Origin of the sequence: Embleya sp. NPDC059213 (assembly GCF_042754445.1) — a bacterium.
In the GTDB taxonomy this organism is placed as follows: domain Bacteria; phylum Actinomycetota; class Actinomycetes; order Streptomycetales; family Streptomycetaceae; genus Embleya.
On sequence record NZ_JBHZAV010000028.1, the window covers coordinates 1 to 18810 of the forward strand.

At 71.0% G+C, this 18810-nt stretch carries 18 protein-coding genes; 15 read left to right on the top strand and 3 right to left on the bottom strand.

Annotation, left to right across the window (positions count from 1 at the left end; translation table 11 throughout):
* Positions 1–299: 299 nt before the first annotated feature.
* Entirely contained in the window at positions 300–1853 is a 1554-nt protein-coding gene (locus ACFXMF_RS13600) for a fatty acyl-CoA synthetase (RefSeq protein ID WP_360304521.1), read from the bottom strand.
* 127 nt (positions 1854–1980) lie between these two features.
* Here ACFXMF_RS13600 and ACFXMF_RS13605 point away from each other — a divergent pair, with 127 nt between their 5' ends.
* The 3 genes from ACFXMF_RS13605 to ACFXMF_RS13615 all read left to right on the top strand — a co-directional run bounded on the left by ACFXMF_RS13605 (position 1981) and on the right by ACFXMF_RS13615 (position 5124).
* Positions 1981–3243, top strand: a complete 1263-nt coding sequence (locus tag ACFXMF_RS13605; RefSeq protein WP_360304522.1) for a glutamate-5-semialdehyde dehydrogenase — start codon at positions 1981–1983, stop codon at positions 3241–3243.
* 199 nt (positions 3244–3442) lie between these two features.
* Positions 3443–4012, top strand: a complete 570-nt coding sequence (locus ACFXMF_RS13610; protein ID WP_360304524.1) for a hypothetical protein — start codon at positions 3443–3445, stop codon at positions 4010–4012.
* A gap of 62 nt (positions 4013–4074) precedes the next feature.
* The gene (locus tag ACFXMF_RS13615; RefSeq protein WP_360304526.1) at positions 4075–5124 is read left to right on the top strand and encodes a hypothetical protein; all 1050 of its coding nucleotides are present in this window, start codon (positions 4075–4077) and stop codon (positions 5122–5124) included.
* Positions 5125–5130: 6 nt separating this feature from the next.
* Here the strand turns inward: ACFXMF_RS13615 and ACFXMF_RS13620 are convergent, their stop codons facing one another.
* Positions 5131–6192 carry a M48 family metallopeptidase gene (locus ACFXMF_RS13620; protein ID WP_360304528.1) on the bottom strand — a complete coding sequence of 354 codons (1062 nt, stop codon included), beginning with the start codon at positions 6190–6192 and terminating at the stop codon, positions 5131–5133.
* A gap of 159 nt (positions 6193–6351) precedes the next feature.
* Here ACFXMF_RS13620 and ACFXMF_RS13625 point away from each other — a divergent pair, with 159 nt between their 5' ends.
* The 9 genes from ACFXMF_RS13625 to ACFXMF_RS13665 all read left to right on the top strand — a co-directional run bounded on the left by ACFXMF_RS13625 (position 6352) and on the right by ACFXMF_RS13665 (position 15039).
* Positions 6352–6501 carry a hypothetical protein gene (locus ACFXMF_RS13625; protein ID WP_360304530.1) on the top strand — a complete coding sequence of 50 codons (150 nt, stop codon included), beginning with the start codon at positions 6352–6354 and terminating at the stop codon, positions 6499–6501.
* 140 nt (positions 6502–6641) lie between these two features.
* On the top strand, positions 6642–7889 hold the full coding sequence (locus tag ACFXMF_RS13630) for a TerD family protein (protein ID WP_379990549.1): 1248 nt from the start codon (positions 6642–6644) through the stop codon (positions 7887–7889).
* 72 nt (positions 7890–7961) lie between these two features.
* Entirely contained in the window at positions 7962–9257 is a 1296-nt protein-coding gene (locus ACFXMF_RS13635; protein ID WP_379990550.1) for an extracellular solute-binding protein, read from the top strand.
* Complete coding sequence (locus tag ACFXMF_RS13640) at positions 9254–10201, top strand: sugar ABC transporter permease (RefSeq protein ID WP_360304536.1); 948 nt, start codon at positions 9254–9256, stop codon at positions 10199–10201. The genes ACFXMF_RS13635 and ACFXMF_RS13640 overlap by 4 nt, the downstream gene beginning before the upstream one ends.
* Positions 10198–11031 carry a carbohydrate ABC transporter permease gene (locus ACFXMF_RS13645; protein WP_360304538.1) on the top strand — a complete coding sequence of 278 codons (834 nt, stop codon included), beginning with the start codon at positions 10198–10200 and terminating at the stop codon, positions 11029–11031. Before ACFXMF_RS13640 ends, ACFXMF_RS13645 begins: the two co-directional genes overlap by 4 nt.
* A gap of 43 nt (positions 11032–11074) precedes the next feature.
* Positions 11075–11677, top strand: coding sequence for a nicotinate-nucleotide adenylyltransferase (gene nadD, locus ACFXMF_RS13650; protein ID WP_355544154.1), 603 nt, complete (start codon positions 11075–11077; stop codon positions 11675–11677).
* Entirely contained in the window at positions 11674–13788 is a 2115-nt protein-coding gene (locus ACFXMF_RS13655) for a LytR C-terminal domain-containing protein (protein WP_379990552.1), read from the top strand. Before nadD ends, ACFXMF_RS13655 begins: the two co-directional genes overlap by 4 nt.
* A 199-nt stretch (positions 13789–13987) precedes the next feature.
* Complete coding sequence (gene rsfS / locus ACFXMF_RS13660; protein WP_360304542.1) at positions 13988–14401, top strand: ribosome silencing factor; 414 nt, start codon at positions 13988–13990, stop codon at positions 14399–14401.
* Positions 14398–15039, top strand: a complete 642-nt coding sequence (locus tag ACFXMF_RS13665; RefSeq protein ID WP_360305441.1) for a histidine phosphatase family protein — start codon at positions 14398–14400, stop codon at positions 15037–15039. Before rsfS ends, ACFXMF_RS13665 begins: the two co-directional genes overlap by 4 nt.
* Positions 15040–15146: 107 nt before the next feature.
* Here the strand turns inward: ACFXMF_RS13665 and ACFXMF_RS13670 are convergent, their stop codons facing one another.
* On the bottom strand, positions 15147–15722 hold the full coding sequence (locus ACFXMF_RS13670; RefSeq protein ID WP_360304544.1) for a PadR family transcriptional regulator: 576 nt from the start codon (positions 15720–15722) through the stop codon (positions 15147–15149).
* 118 nt (positions 15723–15840) lie between these two features.
* On the opposite strand from ACFXMF_RS13670, the gene ACFXMF_RS13675 reads away from it, so the two are divergent.
* The 3 genes from ACFXMF_RS13675 to ACFXMF_RS13685 all read left to right on the top strand — a co-directional run bounded on the left by ACFXMF_RS13675 (position 15841) and on the right by ACFXMF_RS13685 (position 18761).
* Positions 15841–16980, top strand: coding sequence for an LLM class flavin-dependent oxidoreductase (locus tag ACFXMF_RS13675; RefSeq protein WP_360304546.1), 1140 nt, complete (start codon positions 15841–15843; stop codon positions 16978–16980).
* 133 nt (positions 16981–17113) lie between these two features.
* A complete protein-coding gene (locus ACFXMF_RS13680; RefSeq protein ID WP_360304548.1) occupies positions 17114–17869 on the top strand; it encodes a glucose 1-dehydrogenase in 756 nt (251 codons plus the stop codon).
* A 115-nt stretch (positions 17870–17984) separates the two neighbouring features.
* Positions 17985–18761: a glucose 1-dehydrogenase gene (locus ACFXMF_RS13685; protein WP_360304550.1), complete on the top strand. Its 777-nt coding sequence runs from the start codon at positions 17985–17987 to the stop codon at positions 18759–18761.
* The last annotated feature ends 49 nt before the right edge of the window (positions 18762–18810 follow it).

Consider the following 18810-nt stretch of genomic DNA (forward strand, 5'->3'; position numbering starts at 1 on the left):
GCGACGGCGGGGCTGTGTGGCCTCAAGCGCCGGCCGGGCTGGGTTCGCCTCAAGCGCCGGCGGGGCTGGGTGGCCTCAAGCGCCGGCCGGGCTGGGTTCGCCTCAAACGCCGGCGAGGCTGCTTCGCCTCAAGCGCCGGCGGGGCTGGGTGGCCTCATGCGCCGGCCGGGCTGGTTCGTCTGCGCTGGCGAGGCTGGGTTTGCCTCAAGCGCCGGCGGGGCTGGGTGGCCTCGAGTGCCGGCCGGGCTGGGTGGTCTCATGCGTCGGCCGGGCTGCGTGGGTTTTGAGTGTCGGTTGGGCTATTCGGGGGTTTGGGTTGCCAGGGAGTTGTGTTCGGTTCGGAGTTGGCGTTTGAGGATTTTGCCGCTTGGGTTTTTGGGGAGGGCGGTGGTGAGGATTACGTATTTGGGGACTTTGAAGGCTGCCAGGTGGGATCGGCAGTGTTGGATGAGTTGGTCCGGGGTGATGGTTTGGCCGGGTTTGGGGACCACCACCGCGGTGACGGCTTCTATCCAGTAGGGGTGGGGGATGCCGAAGACGGCGGCTTCGGCTACGGCGGGGTGGGTGTGGATGACCTCTTCGACCTCGCGGCCGGCGACGTTTTCGCCGCCGGTTTTGACCATGTCCTTTTTGCGGTCGACGACGGTGAGGTAGCCCTCCTCGTCGAGCACGCCGAGGTCGCCGCTGTGGAACCAGCCGCCTCGGAACGCCTCGGCGGTGCGCTCCGGGTCGTTCCAGTAGCCGAGCATGGTGTGCGGGCCTCGGTGCACGATCTCGCCGACCTCGCCGGCCGGCACCGGGCGGTCCTGCTCGTCGACCACGGCGGTTTGCACGTTCAGCCCCGCGCGGCCGGCCGAACCGGCCTTTCGCTCCTGGTCGTCCGGGCCCAGGATGGTGGCGACCGGCGACATCTCGGTCTGGCCGTAGAAGTTGTACAGCCGCAACTGCGGGAGTCGGCGGCGTAGTTCGGCCAGCACCTCGACCGGCATCGCGGCCGCGCCGTAGTAGCCCTTGCGCAGACTGGACAGGTCCCGGGTGTCGAAGTCGGGGTGGCGCAGCAGGGCGATCCAGACGGTCGGTGGGCAGAAGAGTTTGGTGACTCGTTCGCGCTCGACCGTGGCGAGCACCGCGGCCGGGTCCGGGGCGGGCAGGATGATCGAGGTCGCGCCGAGGTAGACGTCCGGCGTCAGGAAGCAGTGGAGCTGCGCGCAGTGGTAGAGGGGCAGCGCGTGGATCTCGATGTCGTCGGCCGCCATGCCGCCGTCGATGATCGCGGTGGCGTACTGCGCGATCAGGTTGCGGCTGGTCATCACCGCGCCCTTGGGCCGGGACTCGGTGCCCGAGGTGTACATGATCTGCACCGGGTCGTCGTCGTCCAGGTCGAGATCGGGCACCGGGCCGCCCTCGGCGAGCAGCGTCGCGAACGGCTCCCAGCCCGGCGCGGCCGGGCCGAACACCACGCGCAGCGCCTCGCGGCCGGCCAACGCGGCGTCGGCGGTGTCGGTCAGCTCCGGGCCGGCCAGCACGGCGCGGGCGCCCGCGTGCTCCAGGACGTAGCCCACCTCGGGCGGGGTCAGCATGAAGTTGACCGGGACGGAGACCGCGCCGAGCCGGGCCAGCGCGAAGTAGGCCACCGCGAAGCCGTGCGAATTGCGGGAGAGCAATACGACCCGATCACCCTTGCCGATGCCGCGCGCGGCGAGCGCACCGGCGGCGGCCGAGACGGTGTCGTCGAACTCGGCGAAGGTCTGCCGCAGCTCGCCCGCCACGATCGCGAGCCGGTTCGGCAACCGGGCGGCGGTGCGCGCGAGCAGGTCGGCGACGCCGTGCCGGCGGGCCTGTACAGCGGTCACGGATGGCTCCTTGCCTCTGTGCAGCACATGGAGGCGTCATTGTGTCCGGCACGGCGGCCGGGCGGAAGCGTCTCGACCGCTGAAATCCTCGTGTTGATCATCGGCGGGCGTAGGTAGGCTTGCCGGCATGACCAGCAGCGAAGCCTCCGCAGTCCTCGACACCGCCCGTCGCGCCCGGGAGGCCGCCGCCGTCCTCGCGCCACTGACCCGCCGGGCCAAGGACGACGCGCTGCTCGCGCTCGCCGACGCGCTGGTGGCTCGTTCGGCCGAGATCGTGGTCGCCAATGCCGAGGACGTCGAGCGGGCCCGGGCCAACGGCACCGGCGAGGCGATGATCGACCGGCTGACCCTGACCGACGAGCGGATCGCCGCGATCGCCTCGGACGTGCGCGACGTGGTCGGCCTGCCCGACCCGGTCGGCGAGGTGTTGCGCGGCTCGACCCTGCCCAACGGTCTGGAACTGCGCCAGGTGCGGGTGCCGCTCGGCGTGGTCGGGATCATCTACGAGGCTCGTCCCAACGTCACCGTGGACGGCGCCGCGCTGTGCCTGAAGTCGGGCAACGCGGTGCTGCTGCGCGGCTCCTCGTCCGCCTACCGCTCGAACACCGCGATCGTCGCGGTGATGCGCGACGCGATCGTCGCGGCCGGCCTGCCCGCCGACGCGATCCAACTGGTGCCGGGCGAGACGCACGACTCGGTGAAGGAGCTGATGACCGCGCGCGGCCTGGTGGACGTGCTGATCCCGCGCGGCGGCGCCGGCCTGATCCGCACCGTGGTCGAGGGCTCGACCGTGCCGGTGATCGAGACCGGTGTCGGCAACTGCCACGTCTACGTGGACGCGCACACCGACCTGGAGATGGCGGTGAACATCCTGGTCAACTCCAAGGCGCACCGGGTCAGCGTGTGCAACGCGGCCGAGACGCTGCTGGTGCACCGGGACGTGGCGGACGCCTTCGTGCCGCTCGCGCTGGCCGCGCTGAAGGACGCCGGGGTGACCGTGCACGGCGACGCCGCGGTGCAGGCGTTCTCGGCCGACGTGGTGCCCGCCACCGATGCCGACTGGGACACCGAATACCTCTCCTACGACATCGCCGCCGCCGTGGTGCCCTCGCTGCACGACGCGGTCGCGCACATCCGTCGACACAGCTCCGGCCACACCGAGGCGATCGTGACCACGTCGCAGGCCGCGGCCCGCGAGTTCGTCAGCCTGGTCGACTCGACCGCCGTGATGGTCAACGCGTCGACGCGGTTCACCGACGGCGGCCAGTTCGGCTTCGGTGCGGAGATCGGCATCTCGACGCAGAAGCTGCACGCGCGCGGGCCGATGGGTCTGCCCGAGCTGACCAGCACGAAGTACGTGGTCACCGGCGACGGTCACGTGCGCCCCTGACCCGGGAGCGAGGGGCCGCGGATCGGCCCGGATCGTGCTCGGCGACGCGACCGGTGCGATGAATCGGTACCCATCCGGGCGCCTGCGGTAATACTGTCTAGGAGTGCCCGAATCACCAGGGCCAGAGTTCCCGGACGGCCCAGACTTTCCCGAGTTCTCGGAGGATGAGCTCTCCTCCGTCGTTTTCGACGAGTCGTTCGTGCGCGCCGCTCGCGTGCACGAGCCCTCGGCGAACGAGCGTGGTGCGGCGATCGATCATGCGCCGACGCCCACCCCGGCCGCGCCCGAGCGGACCGACAAGCAGGCCGAACAGGCCGATCGCTCCGACTGGTTCGACGACGGGACGTATCCGGCGGACGGCGAGGACCCGTGGCGGGCCCGGACCGGGTCCGGCCACGACTCGACCCCGATGTCGGCGGACGTGCCGACCTGGTTCGCGAGCGAGCCGTGGACCCGATCGACCCGGTCCACCCGCTGGCGGCGCGGAACGGCCTGGGTGCTGGCGCTGCTGATGGGCGTCGGTGTGGTCGCGATCGCGGTGACCGCGTTCTATCGCAGCGGATCCACCCAGGGACCCACCACGCCCCGACAACCCTCGGTGGGGACGGGGCGGAGCGCGACGACCGACAACAACCCGGTGTTCGCGCCGCTCCCGGGGCAGGACACGTCCCAGGTGCGGATCACCGTCCCGCCGGGGGACTCCCGCGCGACGGACCGGTCCGTGCCGGTCGCGTCGTTGCCCGGGTCGGCGCGTTCGGGGCCCGGCTGACCGTCGGCAACCCCTGCTCCGGGTGCATATCCACCTGCTCGCGGGCGACTTAAGCTGAGTCCATGTCCGGACGGGGAGTGCCCCCCGAAGGCCCGAACCGGGGTGGGCCCGACGGCGAGGACGAGTTCAACGCCGTCGTATTCGACGCGACCTTCGTGCGCGCGGCGGGGCTGCACGAGCCCTCGGCGCGGGAACGGCTGCACGAAGGCAAACGCCCGCACCGGCAGCGTCGGGTGTTCGGCGTGCGGGTGCGCACGCTGCGCGGCGTGCTGGGCGCGTTACTCGTACTGCTGGTGATCGCCGGCGCGAGTTTTCTGGGCGCGCGGCGGGCCGCCGCGCCCGCGCCGCGCCTGGTGATCGGCCCGGCGGTGCTGCACCGGGTCTCGCTGCTGCCACCGTCCGGCTATGCGACGGGGGCGCTGCCCGCCGATCCGATGGCGGGCGGTCCGGCCGCCGGCTGGGCCCAGGGTGCCGCCGGGATCGTCGTGGGCGAGCGCCGGGCGACCGCGCACTTCTCGGCCACCCAGGTCGGCCAAGCCCTGGACCTGGTACGGGAGTTCGTGGTCGGCACCCAGCTCGACCCGGCCGTGCTCGCGGGCGGCCGGCCGTGGGCCGCGCTGCCGCTGTTGCGTTCGGAGCAGCGCGAGCAACTCGACGCGGCGCTGATCGCGCCTCACGACGACGACACGTCGGCGCCCACCGGGTGGATCACCCGATTCGATCCGGCCTCGGTCAAGGTCCTGGAGGTGCCGATCAAGGTCGCGGGCACGCTCGTGGTCGCCGAGCACGCGCGCGCGGACCTCGTGGTCACCGCCGACGTGGTGTTCGTGTACGCGGTCGCCCAGGTCGGCGGGCCGGGCTGGACCCGGTTCGTGTTGCACCGGGTGTGGGACTTCCATCTGGACCCGGCGATGGTGCACGACGGCCTGCTCCAGGTCCGCCGGATCCTGACCGCGGCCGGGCCGCAGGGGTGCGACGCGGACTCCTCGGCCTGGTTCCGGCCCGCGTTCACCGGCCCGGCGCCGAGCGACGCGCCGCCGGCGGCCGAGCAGGTGGATCCGTTTCGCTCGGCCCCGACCGGCACGTGTGCCCGACTGGCGGGCTCGCCCTGACGACGGTCAGCCGCCGCCGTTGTTCGTCGGGGTCGCGCCCGGTTCGTCGCGGCGCCCGGTGAACTTGTCGCGCAGCTTGCCGCCCGCGTCCGCCGCGCCGTCGGCGAGGTCGCGGAGCAGCCCGAACAGCGGGTCCGTGGTGGTGCGCACCGAATCGCGGTAGGCGCCCGCCGACGCCTTGGCCTCCTCGCGCACCGACGCGTTCGGGTCGTCCTCGCGGCGCGGATACTCGCCCGCGACGATCCGGGTGTACTCCCCGCCGTCCGCCCACTTGCGCAGTTCGGCCACCCGGACCACCGGGAACGGGTGCGAGCGGCCGAGCAGGTTCATCAACTTGAGCACGCTGTCGCGCAGATCGCCGGCGCCCTCGTACTCGGCGGCCTGCTCCAGGAACGCGTCCGTGCTCATCTCGTGCAACTGCGAGCCGCCCGCGACCTTCATCAACGCGCGCATCGACACCTCGGGGTCCTGCCCGACCAGCAGGCCCGCCCGGTCGCAGGACAGTTCCGACTTGCGGAACCACTCCTGCAACGCGGTGATGATCGCGTGCACGCCCAGCGTGCCGAGCGGGATCCCGGACAGCGCGGAGGCGAACCGGGTCAGGATCAACAACATGGTGCGGTAGACCGCGTGCCCGGACAGGATGTGCCCGGTCTCGTGCCCGATCACCGTGCGCATCTCGTCGTCGTCGAGCAACTCGACCAGGCCCGAAGTGACCACGATGAACGGCTTGTCCATGCCGATCGCCATCGCGTTGGGCTGCGGGTCCATGCTGACGTACAACTCGGGCACGGTGGGCAGGTCCAGGATGTACGCGGACTCGCGGACCATCTCGTGCAACCGGCGGAACTGCTGCTCGCCCGCGCGCACCGAGCCCGCGAGGAAGGCGAGCCGGATGGCCCGCTCGGACACCATGCCCGACATCTGCTTGAGCACCGTGTCGAACCCGCTGAGGCGGCGCATCGCCACCAGCGCGGTGCGGTCGGCGGGATGTTCGTACGCCCGGGAGGAGATCCCGGGGAATCGCCTGCGCCCCTCGAAGGTCCCGATCGTCTTGTCGTCCGGCATGCCCTGCCCCCTTGCCTCGACCAATCTGCCCCCACACTAGGCGCGTCCGCCGCCCGCGGCCGAGGGTCGTCCCCGGAACCTGGCCGCGCGACTCGCCGTGCGCGCCCGTACGATGTCGTGCGCACACGTCGGCAAAAACTACGCAAGGGCTGACCACGGATGACCCAGCACGCGACGACCGTCCTCACCACGCTGGCCAACGAGAGCGGCAAGCACGAAAACCTGAACCCGTTGGGCGCCGGCATCGGTGCGCTGGCCGTGCTCCTGCTCCTGCTGTTCGTGGTGACGCGGTTCAACAAGGACCGCTGAGCATCCGTTGCCGAAGCCGGGCGTGGGCGTCCGGTGGTCGGATTTCCTTCCGTGATCGCCGGGCCGGCACTTTGCCGTCCCGGCACTTCGTCGTGCGCGTTAAGGTGACGCCAGACCAGGGGTGGCCGGGGGAGGACGCGATGCGCACATTCGCCATGGGCGAGAAGACGAGGCTGGACGACTCGGCCATCAGGGTGGAGTTCGAGGTGTCGGGCGAGGGCCTGGCCGCGTACTGCTTCAGCCTGGGCGCGGCGGACCTGGACGTGGTCTGTACGGCCCGGCCGGCGTCGCTGACCAGCGCGGTCGCACTGGTGGCCGGCGGCACCGGCACCGCCGAGTTCCACGTGGACCTGGCCGCGGTGGACGACCTGGTGGATCGCCTGGTGTTCGCGGTCGGCGCGCAGGCGCCCGGGTTCGGCGCCGGGTCGCTGATCCGCCTGCTGGGCGTCGACGGCGAGATCGGCCGCTTCGTACTGCCGGTGGCGGAACTGACGCGCGAACGCGCGCTGATCCTGGCCGAGGTCTATCGGCGGGACGGCTGGCGGTTCGGCGCGGTGGGACAGGGCTACGAGGCGGGCGTGGACGAATTGGTGCGCGATCTGGGCGGGGACCCCGAACAGACGCTGATCGTCGCGGCGATGCCGGCCGACGCGGAGCCGACGCGAGCGACGCCGGACCCGGTCGACTCGGCCGCGCCGGAGGCGAAGCCGGAGTCCGTGCCGGAGCCGGAGCCCGAGTCCGCGCCGGAGCCCGAGCCCGAGTCCGCGCCGCAGCCGGAGGCCGAGTCCGCGCCGGAGCCGGAGTCCGAGCCGTCGCCCGCCCACGCTCCCGCCGCCGTCGAGGAACCACCCGCCCCGGTGTACGAAGGTCGCGGCGACAAGGTCCTCTCGATCGACCGCCCGGTCGGATCCGGCCCTTTCCTGGTCGAGTTGGAAGGACGCGGCACCGAGAACTTCGTGGTGTGGACGCTGAACGCGGAACTGGAGACGGACAAGCTGCTCGCCAACGCGATCGGCGCGTACCGAGGCCGCGCCCTGGTGGACGAGCGCGGCGGCCACACCTCGCGCCTGAAGATCGAGGCCGACGGCGAGTGGACCGTGCGGCTGCTCGCTCCCGACGCGGCCCGGGTGTTGACCGACCGGCTGGCCGGCAGCGGCCCGGAGACGGTGCGCTGGACCGGCCCGCGCACGGTGCTCGCGATGACCCACCGGGGCGACAGCAACTTCATCGTCGGCACCTTCGCCGAGCACGGCACGGAGGATGCCTACCTGGGCACCCTGGCCAACACGATCGGCGACTACGAGGGCGAGTCGATCCTGCCCAAGGGCCCGTGCCTGATCGAACTCGAAGCCGACGGCGACTGGTCGCTGACCGCGGACGGCGGCTGAACCCCGCGTCGACACGCCACCATTCGGGGGTAAATAGAGCGACGAGAGCGGTTTGCTTGGTCTGCTGACCCGGTGAACCACATCCTGCGGCGTTGCGGACTCCGGGCCGTCGCGCTCGCATTGGTGGCCTCCACGGTCGGATGCGGGGGCGGTGGTTCGGGCCCACCGGTGCTCAACTGGTACGCGCCGCCGGACAACGGGGCCTACCAAAAGCTCGCCGACCGGTGCAGCCGGGCGTCCGGCGGCGCCTATCGGGTCAAGGTCTCGGTGTTGCCCACCGACGCGTCCGGGCAGCGGGAGCAGTTGGTGCGGCGGCTGGCCGCCAAGGACTCCTCGATCGACGTGATGGCGCTCGACCCGGTCTACGTACCGGAGTTCGCCGAAGCGGGCTTCCTGCGCCCGTTCGAGCCGGCCGAGGCCGCGGCGCTCACCGAGGGCATGCTGCGCAGCGCGGTCGAGTCCTCGGGCTGGCGCAATCGACTGGTCGCCGCGCCGTTCCGGGCGAACACCCAACTCCTGTGGTACCGCAAGTCGGTGGCCGCCGCCGCCGGGCTCGACCCGAGCCGGCCGGTCGGCTGGGACGAGGTGATCGCCGCCGCCGAGAAGACGCACAAAACGGTGGCGGTGCCCGCCAAGCGCTACGAGGGCATCACCGTCTGGGTCAACGGCCTGGTCGCCGGCGCCGGCGGCGCGATCGTGCGGGACGTGGAAAAGGGCGTCGACCTCGAACCGACGCTCCAGGAGGGCGGTTCGGGCAAGCGGGCCGCCGAGATCATGCGCCGACTCGGCCGCTCCTCCGCCGCGCCGACCAATCTGGCCACCTCGATCGAGGACGACACCCGGACCACGTTCCAGTCCGACACGGGCGGCTTCATGATCAACTGGACGTACGCCCACGGCGCCGCGGCCGAGGCGGTGGCGGCCGGCCAACTCGGGCGCGAGGTGCTCGACGACTACGGCTGGGCGCGCTACCCGCGGACCGACCCCGGCAAGGCGTCCAGGCCGCCGTTCGGTGGCATCGCGCTGGGCGTCAGCAAGTACGGCGGACACAGCGCGGCGGCGGTGAGCGCGGTGCGCTGCGCGGGCACGCTGGAGAACCAGATCACCTACATGCTGGAGTCCAAGGAGACCACCGCCAAGGCCGCCGCCTACGACGATCCGCGCGTACGCGCGGCGTTGCCGATGGCCGACCTGATCAAGGAGTCGCTCGACCAGGCCGGCCCGCGCCCGCGCACCCCGTACTACAACGACGTCTCCGCGTCCGTGCAGCGCATCTACCACCCGCCTGCGGACGTGAACCCGGACACCGCCCCACGGGACACCGACGACCTGATCACCGGGGTCCTGCACGACAAGGTGCTGCTGTGAGCACGGTATCCACCACCGACGCCGCGCCCGGGCACCGAAAGCCCCGCGGGCACAAGCCCCGCAAGCAGTTCGATCACGCCCAGCGCATGCGGCGCACCGGCCTGCTGCTGTCCGCGCCCGCCGTGACGATCATGCTCCTGGTCGCGATCGCGCCGCTGGCCGACGCGGTTTGGCTCTCGCTCTTCCACAAGCGGCTGACCACCCCGGACGCGAACTCGTTCGCGGGCCTGTCCAACTACTGGGTGGTGCTCAAGGACCCGCTGTGGTGGACCGACGTGTGGACCACGCTGGCGCTGACCGTGGCCACCGTCTCGGTGGAGTTCGTGATCGGCTTCGGGCTCGCCTGGTTGATGCAGCGGGCGCTGTACCTGCGGCGCACCCTGCGCACGATCGTGCTGATCCCGTACGGCATCGTCACGGTCGTCTCCGCCTACGCGTGGCGCTACGCGTTCGACCCCTCCACCGGGTTCGTCAACGACTGGTTCGGCACCGACATCGCGTGGTTCGACCACCGCTGGTCGGCGCTGTTCGTGATCGCCCTCTCGGAGATCTGGAAGACCACGCCGTTCATGTCCCTGCTGCTGCTCGCCGGCCTCATCCAGGTCTCCCCGGACGTGCAGGAGGCGGCCCGGGTGGACGGCGCGGGGCCGTGGCAGCGGCTGACCAGGGTCACCATGCCGATCATGAAGCAGGCCATCCTGGTCGCGCTGCTGTTTCGCACGATGGACGCGTTCCGGATCTTCGACTCGGTGTTCGTGATGACCGGCGGAGCCAACAACACCGAGACGGTGTCCTTTTTGGCCTACCGACAACTCGTCAGCCGCACCGCGCTGGGGCTGGGCTCGGCGATCTCGGTGTTGTTGTTCGCGTGCGTGCTGCTGATCGCGTTCCTGTTCATCAAGCTCTTCCGTACCGACGTGAGCAAGCTCGGGAGCCCTTCGTGAGTCGGCCCAGCCCGGTCCGGGAGGGCGTCCGCGCCCTGGTCTGCGTGTTGGTGATCGCGATCACCGTGCTTCCGCTGGCCTGGATGGTGTCGCTGTCGTTCAAGGGCGGCGACGACATCAACAACGCGCAGTTCCTGCCGAAGACCTGGAGCTGGGACAACTATCGGACCGTGTTTCGGAACGACCTGTTCACCGACGCGCTGCGCAACTCGATCGGCATCTCGCTGATCGCCACGGTGATCGCGGTCGCCTGTGCGACCGGCACCGCGTACGCGATCGTGCGGATGGAGTTCCCGGGCAAGCGACTGATCCTGCTCGGCGCGCTGGCGATCGCGATGTTCCCGACCATCGCGGTGGTCGGTCCGCTGTTCGACATGTGGCGCAGCATCGGCCTGTTCGACACCTGGATCGGGCTGATCCTGCCGTATCTGTCCTTCACCATGCCGTTGTCGATCTGGACGCTGACCTCGTTCTTCAAGCAGATCCCGTGGGCCCTGGAGGACGCCGCGCGGATCGACGGTGCGTCCGCGTGGCAGGCGTTTCGCTACGTGATCGCGCCGATGGCGGTGCCCGCGGTGGTGACCACCGCGATCCTGGTGTTCTTCTTCGCGTGGAACGACTTCGTCTTCTCGGTGTCGCTGACCTCGACCAACAATTCGCGCACGGTGCCCGCCGCGCTGGCCTTCTTCACCGGTGCCTCGCAGTTCCAGCAGCCCACCGCCGCGATCGCCGCGGCGTCGGTCGTGGTGAGCATTCCGGTGGTCGTCCTGGTGCTGGTTTTCCAGAAGCGGATCGTCGCGGGCATCACCTCGGGCGCGGTCAAGGAGTAGGGACCGCGCGGTCCGGGAGCGCGGACCGATAGATTCTCGCGCCATGAGCGAGCGGAACAGACGTGTCGGTGTCATGGGCGGCACCTTCGATCCCATCCACCACGGACACCTCGTCGCCGCGAGCGAGGTGGCGGGCCAGTTCGGGCTCGACGAGGTGGTGTTCGTACCGACCGGGCGGCCGTGGCAGAAGTCCGCACAGGACGTGTCCTCGCCCGAGGACCGCTACCTGATGACGGTGATCGCCACCGCGTCCAACCCGACCTTCTCGGTGAGCCGGGTGGACATCGACCGCGAGGGCGAGACGTACACCCTCGACACCCTGCGCGACCTGCGCGAGTCCTCGCCCGAGGGGACCGAGATATTCTTCATCACCGGCGCCGACGCGCTGTCCCAGATCTTCTCCTGGCACAACGCGCACGAGATGTTCGAGCTCGCGCATTTCGTGGGTTGCACCCGTCCGGGGCACACTCTGTCCGACCCGGGTTTCCCGGACGGCGGCGTGAGCCTGGTGGAGGTCCCCGCACTGGCCATCTCGTCGACCGACATCCGTGCAAGGGTGGCCGGGGGTGATCCGGTCTGGTACCTGGTGCCGGACGGGGTCGTCCAATACATCAGCAAGCGGGGGCTGTACCGGGGAGCTTCGTGAGCAACGACGACCGGCGCGAGTGGGAGCCTTACGGCACCGAGCGAGGGGACGGCGGACAGGCGCAGGAGCCTTACGGCACCGAGCGAGGCGACGGCACGGCGGGGCAGCAGCCGGGATACGGCTCGTACGGTCCCGACGGCGGCTATCCGGGGTACGACGGGCAGCCGGCGCAGCCGGCTCCGGGTGGGCTCGACCCGGTGAGTTTCACCCCGCAACAGCAGTATCCGTACGACCCGAACGCCTACGGCCAGGGCGGCTACGACGCCACCGCGTACGACCCGAACGCCTATCCCTCCGGGGGCTATTCGTCGGGCGGCTACGACCGGAACGGGTACGACGCGGGCCAGGGCGCGGGGACGTACGACCCGAACGCGTACGGCGGTGCCGGGCAGGGCGGTTACGACACGACGGGGTACGCCGTCCCGGAGTACCCGCAGCAGGCGCCGGGCGGCTACCCGCAGGGCGGAGCCGGTTACCCGGATCCGCAACAGGGCGGGGCGACCGGCTACCCGGACCGGGAGCAGGGCTACCACGAACCGCAACAGCCCGCCGGATACTACGAGCAGCCGCCCGCGCCGCCGGCGGTTCCGGCGAGTCGGCCGACGCCCGGCGGGCCGCTTCCGGTCGGTCCGGATCCGGCCTCGACCGGCATCGCGGCGGGCTCGATCCCGGTCCGGCCGGCCGGCCCGACCCGATCCTCGCGGACCGAGCCGGCTTCGGCGTCGCCCTCCTCGGGTTCGGCCGAGGCCGGATCCCGATCCCGTGCGGGCGGCAAGTCCGGTGCGGGCGCGGGCAAGTCCGGATCCCCGGCCGAGGACGGCCGGGTGCCGGGGCCGCGGGCCCGCCGGTCGGGAACCGGTCGACCGGGCCGACCCGGCTACGGTTCGGACGAGTTCGCGTTCGTCGACGACGAGAGCGAGCAGGCCGAGGACGTGATCGACTGGCTGTCCTTCGCCGAGACCCGCTCCGAGCGCCGGGACGAGAAGCGCCGGGCGATCCGGCAGCGGCTGATCGCGCTGGCGGTGGTGCTCGCGGTGGCCCTGCTCGGCGTCGGCGGCTACTTCGCCTGGGACACCTGGATGCGCGAGGAGAAGACGGTTGCCGCGCCGGGCAAGAACGGCGGCGTACTGGTGCAACTGCGCGCCAAGGACGGCCAGTCGTCGGCCAACGCGCTGCTCACCGTCGACCCGGCCAAGAACACCGCGTCGATGGTCAGCGTGTCCTCGGTCACCGTGGTCAACTCGGCCAACAACTCCTTCCCGCTCGGCCGGCTGATGGCCGACGAGGGCCCCGGCGCGTCCCGGGACGCGCTCTCCGACCTGCTCGGCGTCAAGCTGGACGGCTCGTGGGTGATCTCCGAACCGGTCCTGCAGGGGCTGGTCGACCTGACCGGCGGCATCCAGTTGAACGCCGACGTCGAGGTCAAGGGCCCGGACGGCAAGGTGCTGGTCGGCCAGGGCCGCAACCCGGCCAACGGCGCCGCGGCGCTGGCCTTCGCCACCTACAAGCAGCCCAACGAGGCGCCCTCGGTGACCGGCGATCGCTTCGGCCGGGTCCTCCAAGGCCTGCTGGCCGCGTTCCCGACCCAGTCGGACGCGATCCTGACGCTGCTCGCCAACATGGCCAACCTGCCCGACCCCTCGCTGCCGGACGACAAGCTCAGCGTGCTGCTGGCGAATCTGGCCAAGGCCACCCAGGCGAAGCAATTGCAGGTCCGCGCGCTCCCGGTCTCCCCGGACGGCGTGCTGGACGGCCCGGCGGCGGTGCCGATCGTGCGCGAGCTGCTCGGCGGCACGGTACGTCAGGGCAAGGTCGGCACCGGGCCGACCCGGGTGATGGTGGAGGACGCAAGCGGCCGGACCGGTGCCCAGGAGGACGCACACGCGCGGCTGCTCAACGCGGGCGTCACGTACGTCCCGGGCGGCGCCGGGGGCAAGCGCACCCAGCCGACGTCGACCGTGCAGTACGCCGACGACGCCCGCAAGGGCGACGCGGAACAGGTGGCGCTGACGTTGCGGCTGCCGGCGAGCGCGGTGAAGAAGGCCACCGGCGAGATGCTCGCCGACGTGGTGGTCACGCTCGGGCAGGACTACAACCCGGACAAGCCGTAGCCGAGGGTGCGGCCCGTCCCGACCATCGGTTCGGGGCCGGCCGCACCCGGTCGCGGCACCTCGCCGGCGGGTGGGTCCGGCGGCCGGCCGGTGCCCGTGCGCGTGCGGTCGGTGAACGCGCGAATAACGAGTGGCCGTCGGATGCCCCGTGTGTGAGACCCTGAACGGTAATCCCCTTGTCGTCCGCAGGAAGCGAATCGTGACCGCAACCCCCCACGCCCTGGAGCTCGCCACCGCGGCTGCCGTGGCATGTGCAGAGAAGCTCGCCACCGACGTCGTCGCCTACGACGTGAGCGAGGTCGTCACGATCACCGACGTGTTCGTGCTCGCCTCCGCGTCCAACGACCGCCAGGTCAAGGCGATCATGGACGAGGTCGAGGAAGCGTTGCGCGGCCTCGGCGCCAAGCCGGTCCGGCGCGAGGGCGAGCGCGAAGGGCGCTGGATCCTCCTCGACTACATCGACATCGTGGTGCACGTCCAGCACGCCGAGGAGCGGGCCTACTACTCGCTCGAGAAGTTGTGGAAGGACTGCCCGCGGATCGAGCTGCCGGACTCGGTGCGACTGGGCAACGAGCAGGCCAAGGCCGCGGAGGCGGCGGAGGGCGCGCTCTGAGCGGGAAGGGGCGCCGTGTCCTGCTGTGGCGGCACGGCCAGACCACGTGGAACGTCGAGCGGCGCTTCCAGGGCCAGACCGACATCCCGCTGACCGAGGCGGGCCTGGCCCAGGCCCGGCGCTCGGCCCGGCTGCTCGCGGCGCTGCGCCCGGACGCGATCGTGGCGTCCGATCTGACCCGCGCGGTGGACACGGCCGCCGAACTGGCCCGGCTGGTGGACGTCCCGGTCACCGTGGATTCAGCGCTGCGCGAGACGTACGCGGGCGAGTGGCAGGGGCTGACCAACCGGGAGATCGAGGAGACCTTCCCCGAGCAGTTCGCCGCCTGGCGGCGCGGCGAGCCGGTGCGGCGCGGCGGCGGCGAGCTGGAGAGCGAGGTCGCCGACCGGATGGCCGCGGCGATCGAGCTCTCGGTGGAGAAGTTGCCGCCGGACGGCATGCTCGTGGTCGTCTCGCACGGCGGCGCGATCCGCTGCGGACTGGGCGCGATGCTGGGCCTGCCCCGGGAGACCTGGGGCGCGCTGGGCGCGCTGTCCAACTGTTGCTGGTCGGTGCTGGGCCCGGGGGCGCGCGGGTGGCGACTGCTGGAGCACAACGCCGGCACGCTGCCCGAGCCGGTCATCGGCGACGACGACTGAACGGGCCGCGAACCGGCCGGTGAAGCCGACGGTCCCGGAGTCGAGGGCGCCCCGATGGGGCGCCTTCCTCGGCTTCGGGACCGTTTTTCGTGCCGCCGCTCGGGTGCTCAGCCTTCGTCGGCCTGCTTGCGGTACAGCTCCTCCAGGTCGGCGAGCATGCCGTCGGCGAGATCGCGTTCGGCCTGCCAGTAGCGCTCGCTCCACTTGAGCACCAGGGCCGGGAACGGCCAGCGGTCCTGCGCCGAGTCCTCGCTCGCGCGCACCTCGTCCAGCGTGCCCGCCGCGTAGTCGCGGTGCTCCACCAGCGTCTTGCGCAGTTCCTCCGGCTCGCTGAGGTGGCCGAGCCAGACCCGCAGCGCGACGCCGTGCTTGAGCACCGGCGGTCCGGCGGGGGTCTCCCGGGCCCAGGCGGCCAGGGCCTCCTGGCCGGAATCGGTGATGCGGTACAGCCGTTTGTTGCGCAGTTCGTCCTGGGAGGCGATGCGCGAGACGGCGAAGCCGAGCTGCTCCAGGCGCTTGAGCTCGCTGTAGATCTGACTCAGCGCCGGGCTCCAGTAGAAGAAGCGCAGCGACGCGTCGGCCCACTTCTTGAGGTCGTATCCGGAGCGCTCGCCCGGGAACGACAAGAGGCCGAGCACGGCCCACGCGGTTGCGGGCAGCTTCGGGAGCGGGTCCCCCGTCATCGTGGCCTCCATCGGTACGCGTCAACTTTTTCTGATTCTACGTCAGTTGGCTATTGACCTGACTGGTCGTCATACATCTAATTGAAGTATTCCACGCCTCGCGCACCAGGAGTACGGCATGCAGTTCTCGATGATCTTCGAAGCCCAGATGGCCAACCCCACGGCAGAGCACGAGCGTGAGGTCATCCTCAACTCCGTGGATCAGGCCGTATACGCCGAGGAGATGGGCTTCGACCGGATCTGGGCGGTCGAGCACCACTCGACCAAGTGGTACTCGCACATGAGCGCCCCGGAGATCTTCCTGACCTGGGTGGCCGCGCGGACCAGCCGGATCCGGATCGCGCACGGCGCGGTCTGCATGCCGTTCAACTTCAACCACCCGGCGCGGGTCGCCGAGCGCATCGGCATGCTCGACACGCTCTCCGGCGGTCGGCTCGACGTCGGCGCGGCCCGGGGCGGCACGCTCCAGGAGTCCTCGCTGTGCGGGGTGGACATCGAGCAGACCAAGGCCCAGGTCGAGGAGGCGCTGCGGATCATCGGCGCCGCGTGGCAGCAGGACGAGTTGGTCTGGCACGGCGACGTGCTCGACATCGAGGGCTCGCACCCGATCCTGCCGCGCCCGGTGCAGACGCCGCACCCGCCGCTGTTCCTGGCCTGCAGCAAGCAGCCGAGCCTGGTCGAGGCGGCGGAGTACGGCGTCGGCGCGCTGGTGCTGGGCTTCGCCGGTCCGGAGGAGGTGGCGAACCTCAACCAGATCTATCGGGACGCGATCAAGGAGCGCACCGGCGAGCGGTTCGTTTCCTCGGTGACCAACGACCACCTCGTCGCGCTGTGCCCGACGATCGTCTCCGAGGACGGTGCCCGGGCCCGTCAGGTGGGCGCGCGCGGCCAGCGCTTCTTCGCGCAGTCGATCGCGCACTGGTTCTCCGGCGGCAGGTCCGGCATCCCGGACGAGGCCGTGGTCGAGGGCCGGGACGAGGTGGCGATCATCACCGAGGCCGCCGAGCAGCAGGTCGCGATGCTGCACGAGGCGAAGATTCCGGTGACGGTGAACGCCACCGCGACGTACAACATCAACCACGCCTACGGCACGGCGGAGGACGCGATCGGCTACGTGCAGAAGCTGATCGACGCGGGTGCGGACGAGATCATGTGCCTGATCCAGATGGGGACGATCCCGCAGGAGGACTGCATGGAGACGATCCGGATCTGGGGCGAGAAGGTCATCCCGCACTTCCGGGCCAAGTACGGGGCCTGAGATTTCGTCCGGGACGACACGCGTGCGGCGCGGTCGTCCCGGGCGAGGGCGGTGCGGCCGGACCCGGTGCGGAGGACTGGGTCCGGCCGGGCTGCTTGTGCGGGCGGGGTTCGGCGATGCGGAGGTGGTCGGTGTGGTGGATCTGACGGGCAAGGTGGCCATTGTCACCGGGGCGGCGCGGGGGCAGGGGGAGGCCGAGGCGCGGTTGTTGGCCGCGCGTGGGGCGAAGGTGGTGGTGACGGATCTGCTCGCGGACGAGGGGGCCCGGGTCGCCGCCTCGATCGGCGCGGCGGCACGGTTCGTGCGGCACGACGTGTCCGATGCCGGGGACTGGGCGGCGGTCGTCGAGGTGGCCGTGCGGGAGTTCGGCGGGGTGCACGTCCTGGTGAACAACGCGGGCATCCTGTGGACCAAGCCGATCCTGGAGGAGACGGCCGAGGGGCTGGATCGCATCCTCAAGGTCAACCTGTTCGGCGCCTTCCACGGGATCCAGGCGGTGGCTCCGTCGATGCGGGCCGCCGGCGGCGGGTCGATCGTGAACATCTCTTCGCTCGCGGGCCTCCAGGGCATTCCGGGGCACGCGGCCTACGGGTCGTCCAAGTGGGCGATGCGGGGGCTGACCAAGACCGCCGCGCTGGAGTTGGGCGAGTACGGGATCCGGGTCAACTCGGTGCATCCAGGGGCCGTGGACACGCCGATGATCGGCAATCGATTCAGGCGCGGTGCGGGCAACTTCCCGACCGTGCCGCTGCGTCGGGTCGGGGAGCCGGAGGACGTCGGGGAGTTGGTGGTCTTCCTCGCGTCGGACGAGTCCTCGTGGATCACCGGGACCGAGTTCGTCATCGACGGCGGCTCGATGGCGGGCATCGTGCCGCCGGTGCGGGGGTAGCGGGAGCGGCGGGCGGTGGCCGTCCGGCAACCGTTCTTTTGTTCGCCGATTTGCTTAGTTGTACTATGCAAATGCGAGCCGAGAAGTCGGCAGGCACAGATCGAAGGAACGCATCATGGCTGAACTCCAGGGCCCCAACCTGACCGACAAGGTCGTCATCGTCACCGGTGGCGCCCGTGGGCTGGGTGCCGCCGCGGCCGCGCAGATCGTCGCGGGCGGCGGGTGGGTGGTGATCACCGACCTGTTGGACGAGGGTGCCGACACGGCCGCCGCGTTGGGCGCGAACGCGCGCTTCCACAAGCACGACGTGACGAGCCCGGAGCAGTGGCAGGCGGTCGTGGACTTCACGATCGCCGAGTTCGGCCGGGTCGACGGGCTGGTCAACAACGCGGGTGTGTCCACCGGCGCGATGTTCGACACCGAGACGCTCGAACACTTCGAGTTCGTGATCAAGGTCAACCTGACCGGCGTCTGGCTGGGCATGCAGGCGGTCATCCCGCACCTCAAGGCGGGCGGCGGCGGCTCGATCGTCAACATCTCCTCCGCCGCCGGCCTGATGGGCCTGGCGATGACCGGCTCCTACGGCGCGTCCAAATGGGCCGTGCGCGGCATGAGCAAGGTGGCCGCGGTCGAGCTGGGCACCGCCGGGATCCGGGTCAACTCGGTGCACCCCGGCATGGTCTACACGCCGATGACCTCGTCCGTGGGCATCCGGGCGGGCGAGGGCAACTACCCGAACACCCCGATGGGCCGGGTCGGCGAGCCGAGCGAGATCGGCTCCGCCGTCGCCTTCCTGCTCTCCGACGCGGCGTCCTACGTGACCGGCGCGGAGCTGGCCGTGGACGGCGGCTGGACCACCGGGCCGACGGTGAAGTACGTGATGGGCGGCTGACCCGGATGGGAGCCGTGTCGTCGCAGCGTTCGCATCGATCGAGGAAAGG

Coding starts and splice junctions, on each gene's coding strand:
- ACFXMF_RS13615 (WP_360304526.1), top strand. CDS start 4,075: ATGTCCGGACGGGGAGTGCCCCCCGAAGGCCCGAACCGGGGTGGGCCC.
- ACFXMF_RS13685 (WP_360304550.1), top strand. CDS start 17,985: ATGGCTGAACTCCAGGGCCCCAACCTGACCGACAAGGTCGTCATCGTC.
- nadD (WP_355544154.1), top strand. CDS start 11,075: ATGAGCGAGCGGAACAGACGTGTCGGTGTCATGGGCGGCACCTTCGAT.
- ACFXMF_RS13630 (WP_379990549.1), top strand. CDS start 6,642: ATGCGCACATTCGCCATGGGCGAGAAGACGAGGCTGGACGACTCGGCC.
- ACFXMF_RS13625 (WP_360304530.1), top strand. CDS start 6,352: ATGACCCAGCACGCGACGACCGTCCTCACCACGCTGGCCAACGAGAGC.
- ACFXMF_RS13605 (WP_360304522.1), top strand. CDS start 1,981: ATGACCAGCAGCGAAGCCTCCGCAGTCCTCGACACCGCCCGTCGCGCC.
- ACFXMF_RS13675 (WP_360304546.1), top strand. CDS start 15,841: ATGCAGTTCTCGATGATCTTCGAAGCCCAGATGGCCAACCCCACGGCA.
- ACFXMF_RS13670 (WP_360304544.1), bottom strand. CDS start 15,722: ATGACGGGGGACCCGCTCCCGAAGCTGCCCGCAACCGCGTGGGCCGTG.
- ACFXMF_RS13620 (WP_360304528.1), bottom strand. CDS start 6,192: ATGCCGGACGACAAGACGATCGGGACCTTCGAGGGGCGCAGGCGATTC.